20 protein-coding genes are annotated in these 20,458 nt (G+C 69.2%); 13 read left to right on the forward strand and 7 right to left on the reverse strand.

Annotation, left to right across the window (positions count from 1 at the left end; translation table 11 throughout):
* The first annotated feature begins 69 nt into the window (after window positions 1-69).
* From EP757_RS34555 to EP757_RS34590, 8 genes are all read left to right on the forward strand, one after another.
* Window positions 70-729: a DUF1684 domain-containing protein gene (locus EP757_RS34555; protein ID WP_232050155.1), complete on the forward strand. Its 660-nt coding sequence runs from the start codon at window positions 70-72 to the stop codon at window positions 727-729.
* Complete coding sequence (locus tag EP757_RS34560; RefSeq protein WP_197725450.1) at window positions 726-2,222, forward strand: ABC transporter substrate-binding protein; 1,497 nt, start codon at window positions 726-728, stop codon at window positions 2,220-2,222. The genes EP757_RS34555 and EP757_RS34560 overlap by 4 nt, the downstream gene beginning before the upstream one ends.
* 6 nt (window positions 2,223-2,228) lie before the next feature.
* Window positions 2,229-3,185 carry an ABC transporter permease gene (locus EP757_RS34565; RefSeq protein ID WP_127552581.1) on the forward strand — a complete coding sequence of 319 codons (957 nt, stop codon included), beginning with the start codon at window positions 2,229-2,231 and terminating at the stop codon, window positions 3,183-3,185.
* Window positions 3,182-4,000 (forward strand): ABC transporter permease, encoded by an 819-nt coding sequence (locus EP757_RS34570; RefSeq protein WP_127552582.1) that lies wholly within the window; start codon window positions 3,182-3,184, stop codon window positions 3,998-4,000. Before EP757_RS34565 ends, EP757_RS34570 begins: the two co-directional genes overlap by 4 nt.
* Window positions 3,997-4,782, forward strand: a complete 786-nt coding sequence (locus EP757_RS34575; protein WP_127552583.1) for an ABC transporter ATP-binding protein — start codon at window positions 3,997-3,999, stop codon at window positions 4,780-4,782. The genes EP757_RS34570 and EP757_RS34575 overlap by 4 nt, the downstream gene beginning before the upstream one ends.
* Window positions 4,775-5,521 carry an ABC transporter ATP-binding protein gene (locus tag EP757_RS34580; protein WP_127552584.1) on the forward strand — a complete coding sequence of 249 codons (747 nt, stop codon included), beginning with the start codon at window positions 4,775-4,777 and terminating at the stop codon, window positions 5,519-5,521. Before EP757_RS34575 ends, EP757_RS34580 begins: the two co-directional genes overlap by 8 nt.
* Window positions 5,522-5,625: 104 nt before the next feature.
* A complete protein-coding gene (locus EP757_RS34585) occupies window positions 5,626-8,037 on the forward strand; it encodes an NACHT domain-containing NTPase (RefSeq protein ID WP_127552585.1) in 2,412 nt (803 codons plus the stop codon).
* Window positions 8,038-8,134: 97 nt separating this feature from the next.
* On the forward strand, window positions 8,135-8,311 hold the full coding sequence (locus EP757_RS34590; RefSeq protein ID WP_232050156.1) for a hypothetical protein: 177 nt from the start codon (window positions 8,135-8,137) through the stop codon (window positions 8,309-8,311).
* A gap of 21 nt (window positions 8,312-8,332) precedes the next feature.
* Here the strand turns inward: EP757_RS34590 and EP757_RS34595 are convergent, their stop codons facing one another.
* Window positions 8,333-9,406 (reverse strand): hypothetical protein, encoded by a 1,074-nt coding sequence (locus EP757_RS34595; RefSeq protein WP_160165976.1) that lies wholly within the window; start codon window positions 9,404-9,406, stop codon window positions 8,333-8,335.
* Between the two features lie 184 nt (window positions 9,407-9,590).
* Complete coding sequence (locus EP757_RS34600) at window positions 9,591-10,232, reverse strand: hypothetical protein (protein ID WP_127552588.1); 642 nt, start codon at window positions 10,230-10,232, stop codon at window positions 9,591-9,593.
* Between the two features lie 117 nt (window positions 10,233-10,349).
* On the opposite strand from EP757_RS34600, the gene EP757_RS34605 reads away from it, so the two are divergent.
* The gene (locus EP757_RS34605) at window positions 10,350-11,084 is read left to right on the forward strand and encodes an HNH endonuclease (protein WP_127552589.1); all 735 of its coding nucleotides are present in this window, start codon (window positions 10,350-10,352) and stop codon (window positions 11,082-11,084) included.
* Window positions 11,085-11,757: 673 nt separating this feature from the next.
* On the opposite strand, the gene EP757_RS34615 is transcribed toward EP757_RS34605, so the two are convergent.
* On the reverse strand, window positions 11,758-12,186 hold the full coding sequence (locus EP757_RS34615) for a universal stress protein (protein ID WP_127552591.1): 429 nt from the start codon (window positions 12,184-12,186) through the stop codon (window positions 11,758-11,760).
* A gap of 56 nt (window positions 12,187-12,242) precedes the next feature.
* Window positions 12,243-12,815 carry a TetR/AcrR family transcriptional regulator gene (locus EP757_RS34620; protein WP_127552592.1) on the reverse strand — a complete coding sequence of 191 codons (573 nt, stop codon included), beginning with the start codon at window positions 12,813-12,815 and terminating at the stop codon, window positions 12,243-12,245.
* A 64-nt stretch (window positions 12,816-12,879) separates the two neighbouring features.
* Between EP757_RS34620 and EP757_RS34625 the strand changes: the two genes are divergently transcribed.
* Together EP757_RS34625 and EP757_RS34630 are read left to right on the forward strand one after the other, a co-directional pair.
* A complete protein-coding gene (locus tag EP757_RS34625; RefSeq protein ID WP_127552593.1) occupies window positions 12,880-13,896 on the forward strand; it encodes an FAD-dependent monooxygenase in 1,017 nt (338 codons plus the stop codon).
* A gap of 11 nt (window positions 13,897-13,907) precedes the next feature.
* Window positions 13,908-14,411, forward strand: a complete 504-nt coding sequence (locus tag EP757_RS34630; protein ID WP_127552594.1) for a putative immunity protein — start codon at window positions 13,908-13,910, stop codon at window positions 14,409-14,411.
* On the opposite strand, the gene EP757_RS34635 is transcribed toward EP757_RS34630, so the two are convergent.
* Window positions 14,373-15,365, reverse strand: coding sequence for a lysylphosphatidylglycerol synthase transmembrane domain-containing protein (locus EP757_RS34635; RefSeq protein WP_127552595.1), 993 nt, complete (start codon window positions 15,363-15,365; stop codon window positions 14,373-14,375). The genes EP757_RS34630 and EP757_RS34635 overlap by 39 nt on opposite strands.
* 151 nt (window positions 15,366-15,516) lie before the next feature.
* Here EP757_RS34635 and EP757_RS34640 point away from each other — a divergent pair, with 151 nt between their 5' ends.
* Entirely contained in the window at window positions 15,517-16,827 is a 1,311-nt protein-coding gene (locus EP757_RS34640; RefSeq protein ID WP_127552596.1) for a lipase family protein, read from the forward strand.
* On the opposite strand, the gene EP757_RS34645 is transcribed toward EP757_RS34640, so the two are convergent.
* Entirely contained in the window at window positions 16,763-17,896 is a 1,134-nt protein-coding gene (locus EP757_RS34645; RefSeq protein WP_127552597.1) for a hypothetical protein, read from the reverse strand. The two genes, EP757_RS34640 and EP757_RS34645, sit on opposite strands and share 65 nt — an antisense overlap.
* 105 nt (window positions 17,897-18,001) lie before the next feature.
* On the opposite strand from EP757_RS34645, the gene EP757_RS34650 reads away from it, so the two are divergent.
* Window positions 18,002-19,207, forward strand: coding sequence for a TetR/AcrR family transcriptional regulator (locus EP757_RS34650; protein WP_127552598.1), 1,206 nt, complete (start codon window positions 18,002-18,004; stop codon window positions 19,205-19,207).
* Here EP757_RS34650 and EP757_RS34655 read toward each other — a convergent pair.
* Entirely contained in the window at window positions 19,204-20,418 is a 1,215-nt protein-coding gene (locus EP757_RS34655) for an oxygenase MpaB family protein (RefSeq protein WP_127552599.1), read from the reverse strand. The two genes, EP757_RS34650 and EP757_RS34655, sit on opposite strands and share 4 nt — an antisense overlap.
* Window positions 20,419-20,458: the final 40 nt, after the last annotated feature.

The raw sequence follows: 20,458 nt of genomic DNA on the forward strand, positions 1-20,458 counted from the left end.
CGCTACCTATTACCTACTCAGGCAGTAGGGTTGGTGAAGAAGTCACCAAGATCAACAATGAGGCACCCCATGACGCAGGAGCACGACGCCTGGCGGCAGGCTCGCCACGAGGCCGTCACCGCACCCACTGGCAACCTGGCGCTGATCGAGACCCGCTGGGGTGCCGACGATACCGAGGCCGCGCTCGACGGGCAGCCGGCCAGCGTGACCGCCACCCGGTTGAGCCGGCGTGATCCGCGGACCGGTGAGGTCGAGCAGGGAGTGCGGCTGTGGGATGCCGCCTCCGAGGCGATCAAGAGCTTCGAGGGCATCGACACCTACGCGTACGACCCGGCGTGGGTGCTCGAAGCCCGGTACACCGACGTGTCCGAGGAGCGGAGGATCCCGTTCCAGCACGCCCAGGACGCCGGGTTCACCCGTGACCTGCCCGTTCCCGGCGACCTGCACGTCACGATCGACGGGCGGGACTACACGCTGAGCGCGTTCGACGACGACGGACGGTTGCTGCTCGTCTTCGGCGATCCTACGAACGGCACGGAGACGTACGGGGCCGGAAGGTTCTTGTTCGTCGATCCCGCTGCCGGAGAAGTCGACTTCAACTACGCCTTCGTTCCGCCGTGCGGCTTCTCGGAGCACTACAACTGCCCGATGCCTCCCCCGCAGAACCGGCTGCACCTGCCCGTCCGGGCCGGCGAGAAGAACCCCCTCTTCCAGAAAGATCTCCCGTGAAACGCCTGATAGCCACCCTGTCCGCGGTCGCCCTGGCAGCAAGCCTGGCGGCCTGCGGCGGCAACGACGACGACGCCCCCGCCGCCAACCCAGCCGCTGAAACGATCCAGATCGGTTCGGTCTACGAGCCGCAGAACCTCGACAACACGGCCGGCGGTGGCCAGGGCGTGACCGAGGCGCTCAACGGCAACGTGTACGAGGGCCTGTTCCAGCTCACCGACGCCGGCAAGGTCGAGCCGCTGCTGGCCAAGGACGACAAGGTCAGCGACGACGGCCTCACCTACACCATCACCCTGCAGCCGAACGTCAAGTTCCACTCCGGCAAGGCGCTGACCTCGGCCGACGTGAAGGCGAGCATCGAGCGGGTCACCGCCGAGAACTCGAAGTCGGCCCGCAAGAGCTACTTCGAGGTGATCAAGGAGATCGCGACGCCGGACGACGCCACCGTCGTCTTCACGCTGAAGAACCGGTCGATCTCGTTCATCTACAACCTCAGCTACATCTGGGTCGTGAACACGGCCGCCGGTGACCTCACCACCACCGCGGACGGCACCGGCCCGTACAAGCTCGGCGACTGGAAGCGCGGCTCGACCCTGAGCCTGACCAAGTTCGACGGCTACTGGGGCACCGCCGCCAAGAACGCCGGCGTGGTCTTCCACTACTTCACCGACGCCACCGCGCTGAACAACGCGCTGCTGACGAACGCTGTCGACGTCGTCACCAGCGAGCAGAGCCCGGACGCGCTGCAGCAGTTCACCAGCAACGACGCGTACAAGGTCAACAACGGCCAGTCGACGACGAAGCTGCTGCTCGCGTTCAACGACAAGGTCGCGCCGTTCAACAAGGTCGAGGTCCGCCAGGCGGTCAGCCAGGCGATCGACGACAAGAAGCTGCTCACCTCGATCTGGGGCGAGTACGGCACGCTGATCGGCTCGATGGTCCCGCCGAGCGACCCCTGGTACGAGGACCTGACCGCGGTGAACGCCTACGACACCGCGAACGCCAAGGCGCTGCTGACCAAGGCCGGCTTCCCGAACGGCTTCACGTTCACCCTGGACACCCCGAGCTACGACCCGCACCCCACCGCCGCCACGTTCATCAAGAGCGAGCTGGCGAAGGTCGGCATCACCGTGAACATCAACACGATCACGGCCGACGAGTGGTACACGAAGGTCTACCAGAAGCGTGACTTCGCGGCGACGCTGCAGGAACATGTCAACGACCGGGACGTCGTCTGGTACGGCAACCCCGACTTCTACTGGGGCTACAACAACCCGCAGGTCACCGACCTGGTCGACAAGGCCGAGCAGTCGAAGACGACCGACGAGCAGACCACTCTGCTCAAGCAGGCCAACGCCATCATCGCTGAGGAGGCGGCCAGCGACTGGCTCTACCTCTACCCGCAGATCGTGGTGGCGTCGTCGAAGCTGTCCGGCTACCCGGTCAACGGCCTCAACGCGCAGTTCTTCGCCTACGGAATCACCAAGAGCTAACGTCTGATGGCCCGCTACCTGCTGCGACGGACAGCGATCCTGATCGGGTCGCTGTTCCTCGCGGCAGTGGTGCTGTTCGTGCTGCTCCGGCTCCTGCCGGGCGACCCTGCCAACGCGCTGCTCCCGGTCGGGGCGACGCCGGAGCAGATCGAGGCCGCCCGGCGGGAGCTGGGCACGGACGCGTCACTGCTCTCCCAGTTCCTCACCTGGATCGGCGACGTCTTCACCCTCGATCTGGGCTCCTCGCTGATCAGCCACCTGCCGGTCGGCCCGGAGATCGCCGCCCGGCTGCCGGTCACGATCCCGCTGACCCTCGCCGCGTTCACCCTCGCCGTGCTCATCGCGGTGCCGGTGGGCGCGCTCGCCGCCATCCGCGCCGATCGGTGGTACGGCCCGGTCATCAACGCGATCGCCCAGCTGGGCATCGCGGTTCCGGCGTTCTGGGTGGGCCTCCTGTTGATCACCACGTTCGCGCTGCAGCTCGGCTGGCTTCCCGCCGGCGGATTTCCGCCGGACGGCTGGGACGATCCGGCGGCTGCCATCCAGGCGCTGGTCCTTCCGGTCGTGACGGTCGCGCTGGTCATGTCGGCTTCCTTGATCCGGTACGTACGGAGCTCCACCCTCGACGTGCTCGGCGCGGACTACCTGCGCACGGCCCGGGCACTCGGCGCGTCGCAGTCCCAGGCGATGTGGCGGCACGGCCTGCGCAACGCCGCGGTGCCGGTGATCGCCGTGCTCGCCATGGAACTGGCCACCACGTTCCTCGGCGCCGTCGTGGTGGAGAGCGTCTTCGCCCTGCCCGGCCTCGGCGGCATGCTCGTGAAGGGCATCAGCCAGCACGACTACCCGGTCATCCAGGGCATCATGCTGGTCAGCACCGCCACCGTGCTCGTCGTCGGGTTCCTCGGCGACCTGGCTCAACGTCTGGTCGACCCGCGTCTGCTGCACCGGGAGGCCTCGTGAGCCGCCGGCGTTCCCTGCATCTCGCACTCGGGCTGCTGCTCGTCGCGATCGTGGCCGGAGCGGTGCTCCTCTCGTACCTCTGGCTGCCCTTCTCTCCTGATGACACCTCCGGGGGAAGGCTCGCGCCGCCCGGTGGCGACCATCTGCTCGGCACCGACAAACTCGGCCGTGACCTCTTCACCCAGTTGCTGATCGGCGGCCGCATCGCCATCGGCACCGCCCTCGGCGCGGTCGTGGTCGGCGGCGTCATCGGTGTGACAGCGGGCCTGTTCGCCGGCTTCGCGACCCGCTGGCTCGACGACGCCGCGGCCGTCATGCTCGACATCCTGATCGCGTTCCCGACGCTGCTGCTGGCGATGCTGATCGTCGCGGGCACCGGCGCCTCCCTCGGCACCGCGATCATCGCGATCGGCCTGGCCATGGCCGCCGTCGTCGCCCGGCTCACCCGGGTGCTGGTCAAGCAGATCCTGGGCCGCGACTACATCACCGCCGCCCGGGTCGCCGGCATCTCCTGGCCGCGTATCGTGATCGACCACGTGCTGCCGAACATCGCCCCGACCGTGCTGGTCAACCTGGCGCTGCAGGCCGGGCTCGCGGTCCTGGCCGAGGCGAGCCTCTCCTACCTGGGACTCGGCACTCCCCCGCCGAACGCCTCTTGGGGGCGGATGTTGTACGAAGCGCAGGCCACGGTCCTGACCGCTCCCGCCGGGGCCCTGGCGCCCGGTATCGCGCTGGTGTTGCTGGTGGTGGGCGTCAACCTGGCCGCCGATGGGCTGCGCGACCTCACTGACCCGACTCGGCGGAGGTCCCGATGAGCCTTCTCAGCGTCGATGGCCTGACCGTTCGCGACCAGAGCGGCAAGGTCCTGGTCGACGAGGTGTCGTTCAGCGTCTCCGCCGGCGACCGGGTCGGCCTGATCGGCGAGTCCGGGTCCGGCAAGTCGCTGACCTCGCTCGCCGTCCTCGGACTGCTGCCGCCCGGCCTCACCGCGTCCGGATCGGTGCTGCTCGACGGCGCCGACATGATCCGCTCGCCGCGGGGTCACGGCACCGCTGCCACGGTGGTCTTCCAGGAGCCGCTGACCGCTCTCGATCCGCTGATGACGGCGGGCCGGCAGATCGCGGGTCCGCTGCGGCGACTGCGTGGCCTGCGGGGAGCCGCTCTGCGATCGGCGGTCCTGGACGCACTTCGTGAAGTTCGGCTGACGGATACCGATCGGATCGCTGCGTCCTATCCGCATCAGCTGTCCGGTGGGCAGCGGCAGCGGGTGGCGATCGCCATGGCGGTGGCGTGCCGTCCGAAACTGCTCATCGCCGACGAGCCGACGACCGCTCTCGACGTGACCGTGCAAGCGGAGATCCTGGAACTGCTGGACCGGATCGTCACGGAGAACGGCACGGCGCTGCTGTTCATCACCCACGACCTGCCGGTGGCGGCCCGCGTCATCCGCGACACCCACGTCCTGCGGGACGGGCGGATCGTCGAATCCGGGCCGATCACGTCGGTGATCTCCGCGCCGCGGCATCCCTACACCCGTACCCTCGTCGACAGCGCCCGCCGCTTCGACGCCGCCCTGCAACGGAGCAGCCGTGACTGAGCCGATCATCGAAGCTTCGCAGGTCGGCTTCTCCTATCGGGGCGGCGCTGCGGCCCTCACCGACGTGTCACTCGCCGTGCATCCGGGGCGCAACGTCGCACTGGTCGGCGAGTCCGGCGCCGGGAAGACGACTCTCCTGCGGATCCTGCTCGGGCTGGCCCAGCCCGGCACGGGAGTGCTCCGGTTCGACGGCACTCCGCTCACACGGCGGGGGCTCCGCTCGTACCGTCGCGCGGTCCAAGCCGTCTTCCAGGACCCCTATTCGTCGCTCGACCCGCGCCAGCGCATCGGCCGCATCGTCGCCGAACCCCTCCGGGGCCTGGGCCTGCCGAACGACCCGGCCCGCGTGGAGGCGGCCCTGGACGCGGTCGGCCTGCCCGCCGACACCGCCCGCCGCTACCCCCACGAGTTCTCCGGCGGCCAGCGCCAGCGCATAGCCATCGCCCGAGCCATCGTCGGCAACCCGCGCCTCCTCCTCGCCGACGAGCCGGTGAGCGCCCTGGACCTGACCACCCGGGTCCGGATCGTCGACCTGCTGGCGTCGTTGTGCGCCGACCGCTCCCTGACGATCCTGCTGGTCTCCCACGATCTCGGAGTCGTCGCGGAGCTGTGCTCGGAGACGGCGGTGCTGGAGAAGGGCCGCCTGGTGGAGCAGGGATCGACGGCGGATGTGCTCGGCGCTCCATCACACCCGTACACGCGGCGGCTGCTGGCCAGCGTTCCCCGCCTGCCCGCCTGAGCCCCCTGACCGCATGGAACAGCCCGGACCTCCATGCGTCGCCGCGCTCGCTCTTGAAGCCGACGCCGGCACCCGATGTCCACATCGACCCTTATCATCGCGGCATGAGTGGGTGGCGGCGGTGGCTCGGGTATGCCGCCGTCGTCGTGGCTGTGTGTGCGCTGCTCGCCCTCGTCCGGGAGTTCCTCAAGGGGGACCTGGACCGGGCCGACAAGGTGTCCAGTGTCGGTGGGCTGCTGGTCGCGCTGATCTCGCTGGCTGTCGCCCTGCGGGACCCTGTTCGCGGGTGGGCGAGGGCGGCGACCGGAACCGTCAAGCAGGCGGTTCTCTCCGAGGAGGAGGCGGCGAAGGCAGCCGACGAGTTCGCGGAGAGTGTGCGCCGAGGGTGGGAGCGGGAGGCGCGCAGGCGAGGGCTGCTCGACCCGGTTCCCATCACTCTGCAATGGCGCAGCACGCCGCGGCCGGTCTCCGCGCCGGCCGCCTCCATCACGGATGGCACGGTGGGTGGGCGGCCTACCCAGCTGCGGCTGCTCGGTGACCTGAACACCATCGTCGACACCCTCAAAACGCTGCCGAAACGACGGCTGATCATCCTCGGCGAGGCCGGGACCGGGAAGACCGCGCTCGCCGTCCTCGCACTGCTGCGGCTCATCCGGGAACGGGCGCCCGGCGACCCGGTGCCGGTCATCGTGTCGATGGCTTCGTGGAGTCCGGGCGATCCGGACGAGTCCGTTCGCGACTGGATCGCCGGTCAGGTCGGTGATGCCTATTACCACGGTGCTCCGGACGTACCATCAGGTCTTCTTGATCGGGGTTTGATCGTCCCGATCCTGGATGGGCTCGACGAGATGCCGCTGCCGCTGCGGGCCGCGGCCATCCGGGATCTCAGCAGGTTCCTCGGCGGGCAGCCGATGATGCTCACCTCGCGGGGGCAGGAGTATCAGGACGCGGTCGCCGACGCCCAGGCCGTGATCGCTGACGCCGCGGTGGTGGAGCTGGAGAGGGTCGGTCCCGAGGACGCCGTCGCCTACCTGCTGCGGGTCGACGAGACCGAGGGGAACTCCTGGTCGGCAGTGATCGAGGAGATCAAGAACCGGCCCGGCGGACGGGTGGCGGCGGCACTCGACACCCCACTGATGATCAACCTGGCGCGGGCGCTGGACGCTGCCGGGCCGACCCGGATCGGTCAGATCCTGGACGAAGAGCGTTTCCCGGACGCCGCATCCATCCGGCGCTGGCTCATCGACGAGCTGATTCCTTCCGCGTACGGCCGGAGCAACGCTCATCGGGCGCACCGCTGGCTACGGGCGCTCGCCCAGCACCTCAGCCGGCGGGGCACCACGGTTCTGACCTGGTGGCAACTTCCCCTGGCGGTGCCGCCGGCGCTGATCGCGTTCGGATACGGCGTGGTCGGCACGCTCTGCGGAGCGGTCGCCCTGGTCACGGTCTTCGGTGTCGGTGGCGCCGCCCGGATCGGGCTTGGCGTCGGAGTGCTGGTCGGCCTGACCACCTACTACTCGGCGACGCCCGGCCCGGCGAGCATCGGGCGGGAGTTCCGAACCAAGATCACAGCGATGTCCGCCGCGACACTGCGCGGACTGCTGGTGGGAGCGATCAGCGGCTTCATCCTGGGAACTCTGGTCGGGGTGGTGGACTCCATGCCGGTGTTCCTCAGCGAGCCGACCACACTGCGAAACTGGTTCCAGACCGCACACTGGCTAGCGGTCTCCCTCGTGTCGGCCGCGTATTTCAGCCTGCCCGCCGCCGGCCTGCTGGCACTCGCCGTCGGGCTCGTCACCGGATTGGCCCGTGGCCTCTCCACCGGGCTGCGGGCCGGGGCGCTGACCGGGTTCTTCTTCGGCGGCACCATGCTCGTCGCCTTCACCTGGGGCACGGCGACATCCAGTTCGGAACGGCGGAAACTCGTGGCCCGGATGGCCGAGCTGCAGAAGGACGGCAGGCAGCCGCCTTTCGGGGGCGGCCTCGCCCGGGACGCGGCGGCGTACCTCATGAGCAACTCCCCCGATGAGCAGGCGGTGGGTCTGCTGTTCTGGTTCATCCCGTCCTTCACCCTGCTCGCCGGCCTCATCGGCGCGGTGCTGGCCTTCGTCATAGTCCTGCACCGGGTCGCCGGGTCGCCGCTCGACGTCACCCTGGTCGCGAGCCCCATCGCTGCCTGGCGTGCTGATCGAGCGGCCGCCGGAGCGCGATTCCTGGTGGTGCTCGGCGCGCTCAACATCGTGCTGTTCGGGCTGCAACTGGCCACCACCGGCAAGATCTTCTGGGATCAGGGCCTGTTCCTGACGACGCTCGCCATCGCGGCGCTGGCGGCGACGCTTTCGGCGTCCGGCCGGTTCGTCATCGCGAACCTGATCCTGTGGGTCGCGGGCCGGATGCCGCTGCTCGGCATGCGCTTCCTCGAGGACGCCCAGCAGCGCGGCGTGCTGCGACTGTCCGGCGCGGCCTACCAGTTCCGGCATGAGGTGCTGCAGGCCCGGCTGAGCGAGCGGCGCTGAGAGAAATTCGGTGGCAGGCGGCTCCGCCCATGAGGAGGATGCGCTGATGTCCGGAACTCCTGAAGGATTCACCTTTCGTCTCCGCAAGAACGGGGACGTGGAAATACTCCACCACGGCCGCCTCGCCACCGTACTTCGCGGCGCGGCCGCAACCCGCTTCCTGACCGATGTGGACGACAGCGATCCGCAGGAGCTGATGGCACGCGTCACCGGCAACTACCGGCACGGCAACGAGCGGACGGCCAAGAACCATCCCCGCAACCGCCACCGGTAGGGCGTGCCGTTCCGGCTGCGTTCATCGCAGCTGCGGGAACCGCCTCCGGAGGTCGGCGAAAGCCTGCCGGTAGCCGTCGCGGCCGTGCACGAAGGCCAGGCAGACCACCACTTCCAGCACGGCCACCAGGGAGTCTTCCTCGGCGGAGTGGAACAAGGTGGTGATCGCCCAGTCCTGAGGCGACTGCTCGTACTCGCCGTCGGGTGGCACCGGGACACTGGTGCGGGGTGGCCGCGCCCGGTGCAGCACGCCCCAGCAATGACCGGAGTCGTCGAAGGGCGGAGGAGCCGGGTCACCTCGGCGCAGCGCGGCGACGGCCGGGGCCAGCTGCGGCAGCCCGATCAGTCCGGACTCCTCCAGGCACCGGAGGGCCGCCCATGCCGCCACCTGGCGGTGAGTCGGGTCGTCCGCGTCGGCCAGGGCGAACTCGAAGTCCATGTCGAGGCGGGACAGAGCGTCGAGAGCAAGACCGACGCCGAACTCCACCGTTCGTCGCAGCCGCGCGTTCGGCACCCGGTCACCCCACCGCTCGCGCACCTGCTGTTCGAGCTCGCCGGCCGCGGCTTTCTCGTCCTCGTGCTGTTCCTGCTCAGTGAGCGTGCGCCGCGCCCGGTGCCAGTAGGCCGCGCTCTCGCCGGTCTGCTTGACGATCCGGCCCGGTGCCGGCGCGCCCGGCCAGAACTGCAACAGATAGGAGTCCGGCGTCTCCTCGACCTGTTCGGCTTCCTCGAAGCCGCGAACGCAGTAGCGGACCCGGTAGTCGCCGCACGGCATGGTGAAATCGTGGGCATCGGCCATGAGCCCGGTCAGCGAGCCCTCCTGCGACAGCGCGGTGAAGGAGACTTCCACGACCTCTTCCCACGCCGGGTCGAGCGGCGGCTCGGTGTCGTGCAACTCGAGCCGGAAAGGCACCCATCCGGTGTGCGTGCCGACCTGCAGCTGGAGGTAGCCCGGCACACCGGCACCACACAACCCGTTGCTCTCGTCCGCCCACGGCGCGTCGAGATCGAACTCATCGCCGTCGGCCCCGCACGCCAGCGACGCCGTCCCGTACGAGAGAAACACCCGCGGCTCGTCGAGCAACACCGTCACCACTGAACTCGCACCTCCCCACCCCGGCAGCGCCCGATGCCATGATCGCGCACCGGCCGACGGCCCAGGACGGCAAAGCCAGGAACCGAAGAGGTCTCTGATGCGCTGCTGCTCAGATGCCGGTCGAACTACGGCGCGTTTTCAGCAGCGGTGCTGCTGTCTGCCGTGTACGAGGAGATCTGGTCTGCTAGGACTGGCTCACCAGTTGCCCGGCGATCTCGGCGGTGATCGCATCGCTCGTGGCGGCCAGATCCGTCAGCAGGTCGGCGGCGCGGGCGCTCCCGTCCACCCCCGGGTCCGGCTTCACGAAGAGAATGACGACGACCACCACGTTCCCGACGAGAGTCGTCTGCGACAGTTCGTCCGCGCCGGACCTACTCGCGTTGGCGACGGCGTAAGCCGGACCGGACGGAGTCGTCCGTTCGGTCGCCCGGATCGCCGATGAGAAATCCGCTCGGCTCGTGTCGTACGCGCGGTCCTGGTTGAAATGCTGCTCAGCGGCCTGCCGCGCGGTGTCGGGCCCGTGATGGATCGTCAAAGCCACGACGACCCACGGCGGAGCACCCGACGACGGGCGCCAGCCGCAGTCGATCCGCTCAGAATCGGACTGTTTCGGCGAGCGGATCCCCTCGGCTGTGCGGGAGCCGGTGAACCTCGCGGACTCCGGAGACGTCAACGTGGGGCACTCGCCGCTCAGGCCGGTGTAGTAGGCGGACGCCTCAGATGACGACGCCGACACGGGTGCCCGGTCCGCCTGCTCGCCTGCGGCACAGCCGGCCGCTGCCGCCACCATTGCGGCGGCCCACAGGATCAGCCAAGATCGACTCACCCGGCGACTCTATGGGATGGCTGAGGCCCAGCGGTGCCGACCACCGACGGTGACGGCGTCTCGTCAACTTCTCAACTTTCTGCTCGGACCTCCGACTGTTGCGGCAGGGATCCGACTATGAGGGGGCAGGTGTCATTGACTGCGGACGACGAAAAACACCGAATCCGTTCGCTATGGTTCGCTTTGGCGGATCACCAGGACGGCAAACTAGGCACATCCCCATCCACGTTCTCGGCGCTGCTCAAGAGGTACAAGGTCAATAGTGCGGCTGGATTCCTGTGTACGCATGGTTATTTTTGGACAGACAGCAACGGCAACTATTGGCGAGCCCACGGAAAGCGTCGATCCGGAGAAATCGGGAATGGCGAGGTTGCAAACACCATCCAAGCATGGGTGCTGGAGGAGCGCGCCACTGAAATCGAGGATGCCCTGCTTCAGTTCGATCAGCTTCCCCTCGATGGTAGATTTCGGCGCCAGGGGATGCTCACGATCAGACTTGGGCAACGAGAGTTCCGTAATAGACTTCTCGCGGCCTACGCCCGCAAGTGTTGGGTCAGCGACTGCACAGTCGAAAGAGTTCTTCAAGCAGCGCATATAGAACCTCATAGCGGCAGCAATAACATGACGAGCAACGGAATTCTCCTCCGCGCCGACCTGCACAACCTGCTCGACGCGGATCTGCTCTGGATTGAGCCTAAACCCGAAGGATATTACGTTCGCCTATCGCCTGAACTGTGTGGGTCGTATGACGACTTCAAGGATAAGTTGCTCACTACGCCGGAAATTCCATCGCGGGACCTTCCCGACGTTGAAAGATTGCTCAGAATTCGGCCGGATTGGCACCAGCTCTAGCGGAGAGAGTGGCGAAAACTTCATGCGGCGGGTTTCGGCGGCCGTGCAGTTCGGCTGCAATGGATACACTCTCATCGGCACGACAGCACGCTGGATCGTCACAGCGGGCGTCGGCCGCGACGGTGGCCGGCTCGAGCACGGCACATTGATCGCGCCTCGCCGTTTGAACCCGACGGTTGCGAGTCAGTCTGCGCTGCACGCCTGCTTCGTTCCGCTACCGGTCCCCGCGCACTCTTCTCGGAGCGAGGGAGCTCCAGCGATGACGCATGGTCGTCGCGGCTCGTGATGCATGACAGCGCGCGGGTGCCCCGCGGCGAAGCGTGCACGGCGACGCCGCACGGCCATGGATTCCGGCGAAATCCTCAGCCACTCCACGCCACTGCCGAGCAGCGTGAGTCTCCGGATCTGAACAACGGCTACTACTACGCTGTCGACGCCCGGCTCCACTCCTACCGCGGCGCGCACCGGTGGGCGCTGATCATCTGTAACAGCAACTGCCGCCTTCGCGGGATGCACCAGTGACAGGGAGCCCGGACCGACGGATGCATGCCGCCTGCATATCGGCGACCTCGGGTAGAACAGGAGCGCGCAACGGCGGGCCACCGCTGGAATCCCCTGCGCCGGAACGCTGACGGTGAACGGCTTGGGACCCCTGCCCGGAACAGCCAGGGCCTCAGGGCACCACCGTCACCGGCCAGCGACCACACCGCGTGAGGCGCTGCGCCACCGAACCCGCGAAACGGTGCAAGGTGCTCTCCGAACGCCCGACGATCACCGCGTCAGCCTGCAGCTCCCTGGCGACCTGGCACAACTCGGTGAACGGATCACCGTGCCGGACCACCATCTCGAAGTCGACACCCAACCGAGGCTGCTCCCGCACCAGCGTGTCACGGAACTGCGCTTCCACCTGGTTCTGCGCTTCCACCTCGCAAGCGACCGCCGAACCATAGGCGTCGGCGAGGGAGGCCATGCTGCTGGCGAACGGCCGCACATAGACGCCGACCAGGCGGGCGCCCTGGCGACGGGCCACTCCGACGGCATAGGCGCCGGCCCGCATCGAAGTGTCGGTGCCGTCGACGCCGACGACGATGACGCCTGCCATGACTACCTCCCCGCAGGGATACCGAACGCTAACCGTTCACGTATTCGAGAGCAATATTATCCTGACGGTAACCGTTCAGCAATAATGAGCCGGCGCACGGCCCGGTGCACGGCCGCCGAGACATCAGCGTCACCACCGAACGCCAACTGGTGCAGGATCAGGCCGTCGACGTAGTCGAAGATCGCCTCACAATCCGGCAAGGGATCGGTCGATCCGATCGCTTCCAGCCACTGCACCGCCCACTGCCGCAGCGAACGAGCCGGCCCCGCAAGCGCCTCCTGCAGATCAGGACGCAGCGTAGCCTCGATGAACAGCCCATAGCGCGCAACCGTGATAGCCCGCTCAGCACCAAGAGCCCGCTGAACATAAGCAGTCAGCGCACCGGCGAGCTCCTCGGCGGTAGACGGCCGCACGGACGCAGCGATCGCGTCCCAGGCGACCCGATCCCGCTCGGCGAAGCGCTCCACGACAGCGCTGATCAACGCCTCACGGGTCTTGAAGTGGTTCGCGGCCGATCCAGCCGGCAGCCCGGCGGCGGCATCGACAGCGCGATGGGTCAGACCACGTGACCCCTGACTTCCGAGGACCCCGATGGCGGCGTCGAGCAGCTGTTCACGACGGGTTGGCACGGCGCCACCCTATCGCTCACAACACCTGTTGTCTAAACACAACACATGTTGTAGCGTCGGTTGCATGGACATCATCGGTGGAGGCATCGGCGGCCTGGCAGCAGCGGCAGCCCTGGCACAGATCGGCCGGCGAGTGACGGTCCACGAACGCGATGAGGCGCTCCCCGATACGGGCACCGCTCTCGGCATCTGGCCGGCCGCACTGCGCGCCCTCGATCAGATCGGCGCCGGCGACGAGGTGAGAGCCGCCGGGATACGGCCGCGGAGAGGCGCCTTCCTACGCCCGGACGGCTCCACGATCGCCACCATCGACGTCGATCGGCTGCACGCACGCACCGGTGATCACATCTTCATGCTGTCCCGGCCGGCGCTCCTGAAGATCCTCTACCGCACGGCGGTCAGGGCCGGCGCCGAGGTGCGTTTCGGCAGCACAGCCCAGGGGACGATCGTCGCCGACGGCGTCTTCAGCCGCACGCGCGAGCGACTACTCGGCCCCGCCTACCGCGCCCGCTACTCCGGCACGACCGCCTGGCGCGGCGTCATCACAGGCATGCCGACAGAGACGTTCGCCGAGATCTGGGGCCCGGGCGTCAAATTCGGCGTGACCCCGCACGAGGGCGGCCACACCAACTGGTTCGCCTCGGCCGCGATGCCCGAGGGACTGTTCCATCCCGGTCACGAACTGCAAGCACTGCGCAGGATCTTCGGCAGCTGGGCCGCGCCGGTGCGTCCGGTCCTCGACGCCATCGAGGAGTCCGGGATCCTGCGCCACGACATCTACGTCACTCCGCCGCTGCCGTCGTACGTCCATGAAGGAATCGTCCTGATCGGCGACGCCGCCCATGCGATGGCCCCTGACCTCGGCCGAGGCGCGTGCGAGGCGCTCATCGACGCGGTCACCCTGGCTGCCTGCCTGCGGCACGATCAAGGCCTTTCCCTGTACGACCGGAAGCGCCGCCCAGCGACTCAACGCCTCGCGAGAATGGCCGGGATGGCAGCCCGCCTGACCAGAATGCGTCACGCCCTGCCGGTCCGCGACGGCCTGCTGAAAGTCGGGATGCTCGCCGGCCCGCCGGGGTGAAGGATGGCGGCATGATCCTGCCAAAGGTCCGCGACCCCCGATTCATCACCATCAGACGCGGCGGCACCCTCACCGACGACGATCACCACCTGCTGGCACTCTGGGCCGCCGACTGCGCCGACCACGTCCTCGGCCTGTTCGAGCAGCAGAGGCCCGACGATCCCCGCCCGCGGGAGGCGATCGCGCACGCCCGGGCGTGGACCCGCGGCGAGGTGAAGATGATGGAGTCCCGGGCAGCCGGCGGCCACGCCATGGGCGCGGCCCGGGACCTGCGCGGCGCAGCCCGCAACGCCGCCTACGCCGCGGGCCAGGCCGCGGTCGTCGCTCACGTGGCGGCCCACGAGCTGGGCGCCGCGGCGTACGCCATCAAGGCCGTCCGCGACGCCCGGGGCGACGCCGCCGCCCGGAGCGAGTGCCGGTGGCAACGGGATCGGTTGCCGGCGGCGATCCGCGCCCTCGTCCTGGACGACCAGCGCTTACGCAACGAGATCTGCTGGTCGGTCTTCGACTGCTGAGGCGGGCCTGGCGCGGAGGAAGAGGTATCCGCCCAGCCCCACCGGCAGCATCAGCCAGAACGAGATCACCCGGTAGCCGAGGACGATGCCGACTGCCTCGGCGGCGGGGGCGCCGGCCGCGACCAGCCCCGCGAGCAGACTGGCCTCGATCACGCCGAGGCCTCCTGGCGTCAGCGGGATCTGGCGGATCACCTGCACGGTCAGATAGACGCCGGCCAGGTGTTCCCAGCGCAGGTCGGCGCCGAAAGCGGCGGCGATCGACATGAGGCAGGCCAGGTCGAAGACCCATTTGCCGGCGGCGAAGGCGAGGACCACGGCCCAGTCGCGGGCGCGGACCTCGCGGCCCTGGCGGACGATCCGGTTCAGGGAGGCCGCGATCCGGAACAGGCGCGGCCGGCCGGCGAGCGAGGACCTGATCCGGGCGCGGTCGACGGTGATCTGCGGGCGTACCCGGATCAGCAGGACGATCACCGCGAGGGCGGCGAGGGGCAGCCAGAGCAGGGCGGGCGCGGCGGCGAGGAATCCGCCGGCGGCCAGGACCACCAGGGCCAGCGCCGACACCACGCCGGAGAGCACGGTCACCGCGGCGGCTGCTGCCGATGTCGCACCGCGTGCCACGTACTGCCGGAACGTATAGGCCGCCGACACCACCGCTCCGGCCGGCGCCACCGCGCTCACCGCATTTCCCGCGCTGGTCAGAGCCACTGCGTCAGAGCGATTCATCGGTACGCCGAAAGCCCTGAGCAAACCGTGTTGCTGCAGCGCGAAACTGAGCTGTGAGGTGAGCCCGGCGACCACCGCCAGTGACGCCCAGGCGGGGTCGACGTCGTCCAGCAGACCGAGCAGGGACGCCGGGTCGGGGAACTGACGGCGCACCAGCACGACGGCGCCGACCAGCGTGACCACCAGCACGACGGCCCGCAGCCACTTCCGGTACTTCGACCCTGATCCCATAGCGCACGATCATGCAACCGCGGCGCCACCCGGTGTTCTGGCCATCCCCGGACGAGGAGTCGGACACACCTGCGGAGTGAGAAATCAGCCATCTGGAATGTCTCGGTTCTCAAAGTTACCTTCCGGTAACACCGAACCCCGGAGGCCGCAGATGTCCCTGCGCACCCGAATTTCCGTTCCCGTCCTCGCCGCGACGATCGCCGCCCTGATCGTCGCCCCGACGCCAGCCGAAGCCGCCGTCACGATCCCGTCGTTCTACACGCCGCCCGCGACCCTGCCCGCCGCCGACGGCGCGCTGGTCCGCACCGAGCCGCTGCCCCTGGCACTGTCCCTGCCCGGCATCACCGGCACGCTGCCCGGCACCGCCACCCGGATCATGTACAAGTCCACCGACTCCACCGGCGGGCCGGTCGCCGTCACCGGCGCCTACATCGAGCCGTCCGCCCGCTGGAAGGGCTCCGGCCCGCGCCCGCTCGTCGTGCTCGCGCCCGGCACGATGGGTCAGGGCGACCAGTGCTCCACGTCGCTCGCCCTGCAGCGCGGGCTGATCCTCGGCACCGAGGAGGACCAGTTCACCGTCTCGATCGGGTACGAGGTCCTGGCGATCTACCGGCTGCTCGGCAAGGGCATCGCCGTCGTGCAGACCGACTATCCGGGCCTCGGCACCACGGACCGGCTGCACACGTACGTGAACCGGGTCGACTCCGGGCACGCGGTGCTCGACGCGGCCCGGGCGGCGAAGGCCCTGCCGGGCACGTCGCTGACCGATGCGTCGGACGTGGGCCTGTACGGCTACAGCCAAGGTGGCGGCGCAGTCGCCTCCGCCGCGGAACTCCACGCCACGTACGCTCCCGACGTACGACTGAAGGCCTCTTATGCCGGTGCCCCGCCTGCTGATCTCTCGGCAGTGACCTCAGCCATCGACGGCAGTGAGCTGCTCGGTGCGCTCGGCTGGTCGGTGAACGGGTTCGCGCAATCGGAGCCCGGGCTGCGGACGCTGCTCGACGAATATCTGAGCGACGCCGGGCGGGCCGTGTTGAAGAGCCTCTCCACCATGTGCGTCGGCGACGCGATCTTCGCCTATGCCGGCAAGCGCAGCACCGCCTGGACGACGAGCGGCAAATCCGTCGCCGACATCATCAAGGCCGAGCCGGTGCTGCGCGAATACATCGGCAAGCAGCGCATCGGCGCCCGCAAACCGACCGGCGTGGTCCGCGTCGCCACCGGCGTCCACGACAACCTGGTGCCGCACGGCCAGGCGCGCACCATGGCCGCCGACTGGTGCAGACTCGGCGGCAAGGTCGTCTACGAGCCGGTCGTGCTGCCCTGGACGGTGAGCCCGCTGCTCAACCACTTCGGCCCGCTCCTGACCGACCAGGGCCCGGCCGTCGACTGGCTCACCAACCGCCTCTCCGGCACCTCGGCAGCCTCCACCTGCGCGATCCTGCCGCTGCAACCCTGATCGACAGAAGTCCGGCGACGCCGGCCAGCGCCGCGGCACCCAGCAGTCCCGCGGCGGGGCCGGCGTATCCGATGAGGAAGCCCGTCACGCCGGCCGCCAACCCGTTCGCCACCAGCGATACAGCGGTCAGGGCCGTGAACCCCCCGGCCCGCGTCCCGGGCGGGAAGTGCTCCGAGGCCATCGCGTAGCACTCCATCATCAGCGGCCCGAGCAGCAGCCCGCAGAGGAGTGGGAACACCCCGGCGGCGACGCTGAGACCACCGAGCAGGAGAGCGAGCCGCCACCAGGCACTTCCCGGCCACGGCCGGACCCCGTAGACGAGGACACCGACGAGGCTCCCCGTCGACAGCGCCGCATAGATCCACGGCGCTGTCGACGGATCCTTCACCGCGGCGGAGAACTGCACGCATCCCGCCACCGCACCGGCGACGGCGACGACGGCGCCGATCGCCCGGACGCCCGGCGCGGCCAGAACACCCAGCCGGCCCGTCCCCTTCCGGGGACCTGACTGCCACGCCCGCGCCGCACCACTGCGGGCCAGGGTGAACGCCCCGCCGGCGAAGAGCAGCCCGCACGCGATCACCACGGCCGCGGGCGAGACGACGACCAGCAAGAGCGGCCCGGCCAGCAGCGACGCCTCCAGGATCAGCGAGGACCAGGCCAGCCCGGTACGCCGCAGTCCCGCCGGAACCAGGTCCGGCCAGAGCGCCCGCAGCGCCCCACCGGCCTGCGGCTCACCGGCGCCGGCGAGGAACGCGAGCAGCACCAGCGCCGGCGGCGGACCGGACGCCTGCACCGCGACCACGAACGCGGCGAGCGCGAGCAGCTGCACCAGCGCCGCCGTCCGCAGCACCACCGGCTGACCGCAGCGGTCCATCAGCCGGCCCTGGAAGACCATGCCGATCCCGGTGCCGCAGGCGAGCGCGCTCACCACCGGCCCGGCCGCTGAGGAATCGACCAGCAGCAGCATCGCGAGGCTGAGAGCGCCGATCGGGAGCGAGGCGGCGGCGACGGCCAGTAGCGGCACGATCACGCCGGGAACGCGCAGAACAGAGAGGTACGAAGACACCCGGTGCCCTTCGGTGGAGTTCACCGAGACCCGGGCGGGACCCGCGCAAGAAGATCGTGGCGGACACGACTTCGAGGGGCGGGAGGAAGGATACCGGCCCTGTGATTGACTGACACGTATGGTCTTGTGCCCGCGCCCGTCTGCCCGAGTGACCCGGTGACCGCCGGGCCGGCGGCGGCCACCCGACCGCACAATCGCAAGCAGCTCATCGTCGAGGCAGCCGGGCAGGTGTTCAGTGAGCGCGGCTACCACGCCGCGTCCATGGAGGAGATCGCCGCGCGGGTCGGGATCAGCGCCGCCGCCCTCTACCGGCACTTCCCCAACAAGTACGCCCTGTTCGCCGAGTGCGCCGACGTCATGGTGGACCGCCTGGTCGCGGCGCTGCCGCCGCATGCCGGACTCGAGGACACCCTGGCCGCGCTGATCCACGTGACGGTCGCGCACCGCTCGGCCGGTGGCCTCTACCGCTGGGAGGCGCGCTACCTCGACCACGAGGATCGGCGGCTGCTCCGCGGCAAGTTCGAGCACGTCGTCGATCAGGTTTCCTCTTCGGTACGCCGGGAGCTCGGTGAGAAGGGCGATCGCCTTCGCGCGGTGGCCGCTCTCGGCGCGATCGGGTCGATCACGATGCACCACACGTCGATCGCCCAGCGCAAGATCGAGGATCTCCTGCTGGCGTCGGCCATGAAGGTGGCGGCCGCCGATCCCGGGGCGGCGGCGGGCAGCGCCGTTCTGGTGGAGTTGCCGGTGCAGCCGGTCCCTCGTACCAGGAGGGCGGAGATCCTCGCGGCGGCGGTGCCGTTGTTCGCCCGCGACGGGTTCGCCAATGTGACGAACGGGCAGATCGCCCAGGCCGTCGGGCTGGCGCCGTCGGCGATCTACCGCCACTATCCCGGGAAGGTCGACATCCTGGTGGCCGCGTGCCTGCAAGCGGCCGGTCTGCTGGCCCAGGCCGTGGACCGCAGCCTGCACCGGTCGGCGGATCCGCGGGAGGCGGTGGTGGCGCTCACCGCGGCGTACGTGGCCTACAGCTTCGAGCACAACGCGCTGAACAGCGTCGCCGAAGCGGAGATCCGCGGGCTGCCGGCCGACCTGCGGCGGCCGCTGATCCTGGCGCAGCGCGAGCACATCGCGGTCTGGGAGCAGCAGCTGCGGCAGGCCCGCCCGGATCTCGACGCCCGCCAGGCCCGGCTGCTCGTGCACGCGGGGTTCGGGGTGGTCGTGGAAGCCGGGCGCGCCCTGCGGTGGCAGGACACGCCCGGCAATCGTGACACCGTCACCGCGCTGGTGACGGGAGCGCTGACGATCTAGGCGCCGGGGCGGTTCCCGGTCGGGATCGTGATCGGCGTGTACGTCGGCGACGTCCCGTTGTTCAGGAACAGCATCGCCAGCCCGCGGACGAACTGGTCGAACAGCGAGAAGCTGGTCGGGATGATCGGCGACAGTCCCTCGCGGAACGCCACGTAGGTGGGCCAGCCCACCTCGATCAGCGTGCGCGAGGCGTAGTCGCGCGGCAGCTTCAGCCAGTCACCGATCTTGTCGCTCAGGACGTACCGGGCGAACTCCCGCTGGAATCCCCGCGTGACCCCGAGATCAACCTCCGCAACCAGGTTGAGCAGGATGTCCGCCAGGTTGATGCCCTCCGGCGTCGGACCCATGAGCGGGGTCAGGACGTACGCCGACTGCGACTTCGCGGCCGCCCAGCTCGCCGGGATGAAATCGTCCCGCACGCCGAGCAGATGCAGCGCGACCTGCCACTGGTGCAGGTACGCCGCCTCCTCCGCGGCCGACATCCGGATGCCCCACTGCTTGAGCTTGCCGTAGACATAGGTGCCCAGCGTGTGGAACGTGACCAGGATGTCGCCGTTGCTGATCGGGATGAAGTCGGTGTCGTCGGTGACCGCCCGCCACTTCGCCGACTGCGGCAGCAGGTGCCGGACGGCCGCGTGGGTGAGCCGCGTCTTGTTCGAGGTGACGACGAAGCCGCCGCTCGGCTGGAACGCGTCCAGCGCACTGAGGTCGTAGCCGTACGTGAAGGTCTTCGCGGCCCGCGACTTCATCACGGCGCCGCCCTCGGACCAGTACACGTTGCGGGCCTCGCGGGGCACCACCGTGCTCATGATGCCGCTGCCGAGACCGTAGAGCAGGAACAGGTACATGCTCATGCGCTTGTTGAACTGCGCGGCGGCCTTCAGCTTGGTCTGGTCGGCCCAGGACGGCAGCTTGTTGTGCGCCTGCAGCCAGGTCGTCAGGTCGGCGGGCAGGCCGGCCGGCAGCGCGTCGCCGTTGTTCACCCACGAGTCGAAGGCCGCGTTGACGGCCGGGATCTGCCCGTTCTCCAGGAGGTCCACCAGGAGCGGGTCGGTGGCGTCGTCCCACACCTTCCACGGGTCGGTGATCGTGTCGGTCCCGGCGATCGAGCCGGCCGACGACCATCCCCACGCCGCCGAGGGGGCAGCCGCGCCCGCCAGCCCCAGCGCGGCACCGAGGGTCAGAACGCGTCGTCTGCTGAGATTTTGCATTCGCTTACCTACTTACGGAGGGGCGGAAGGGGTCATCACA

This window comes from Actinoplanes sp. OR16, from assembly GCF_004001265.1.
Lineage (GTDB): Bacteria > Actinomycetota > Actinomycetes > Mycobacteriales > Micromonosporaceae > Actinoplanes.

Coding starts and splice junctions, on each gene's coding strand:
- EP757_RS34605 (WP_127552589.1), top strand. CDS start 10,350: ATGAGGGGGCAGGTGTCATTGACTGCGGACGACGAAAAACACCGAATC.
- EP757_RS34625 (WP_127552593.1), top strand. CDS start 12,880: ATGGACATCATCGGTGGAGGCATCGGCGGCCTGGCAGCAGCGGCAGCC.
- EP757_RS34565 (WP_127552581.1), top strand. CDS start 2,229: ATGGCCCGCTACCTGCTGCGACGGACAGCGATCCTGATCGGGTCGCTG.
- EP757_RS34575 (WP_127552583.1), top strand. CDS start 3,997: ATGAGCCTTCTCAGCGTCGATGGCCTGACCGTTCGCGACCAGAGCGGC.
- EP757_RS34585 (WP_127552585.1), top strand. CDS start 5,626: ATGAGTGGGTGGCGGCGGTGGCTCGGGTATGCCGCCGTCGTCGTGGCT.
- EP757_RS34635 (WP_127552595.1), bottom strand. CDS start 15,365: ATGGGATCAGGGTCGAAGTACCGGAAGTGGCTGCGGGCCGTCGTGCTG.
- EP757_RS34655 (WP_127552599.1), bottom strand. CDS start 20,418: ATGCAAAATCTCAGCAGACGACGCGTTCTGACCCTCGGTGCCGCGCTG.
- EP757_RS34615 (WP_127552591.1), bottom strand. CDS start 12,186: ATGGCAGGCGTCATCGTCGTCGGCGTCGACGGCACCGACACTTCGATG.
- EP757_RS34640 (WP_127552596.1), top strand. CDS start 15,517: ATGTCCCTGCGCACCCGAATTTCCGTTCCCGTCCTCGCCGCGACGATC.
- EP757_RS34630 (WP_127552594.1), top strand. CDS start 13,908: ATGATCCTGCCAAAGGTCCGCGACCCCCGATTCATCACCATCAGACGC.
- EP757_RS34555 (WP_232050155.1), top strand. CDS start 70: ATGACGCAGGAGCACGACGCCTGGCGGCAGGCTCGCCACGAGGCCGTC.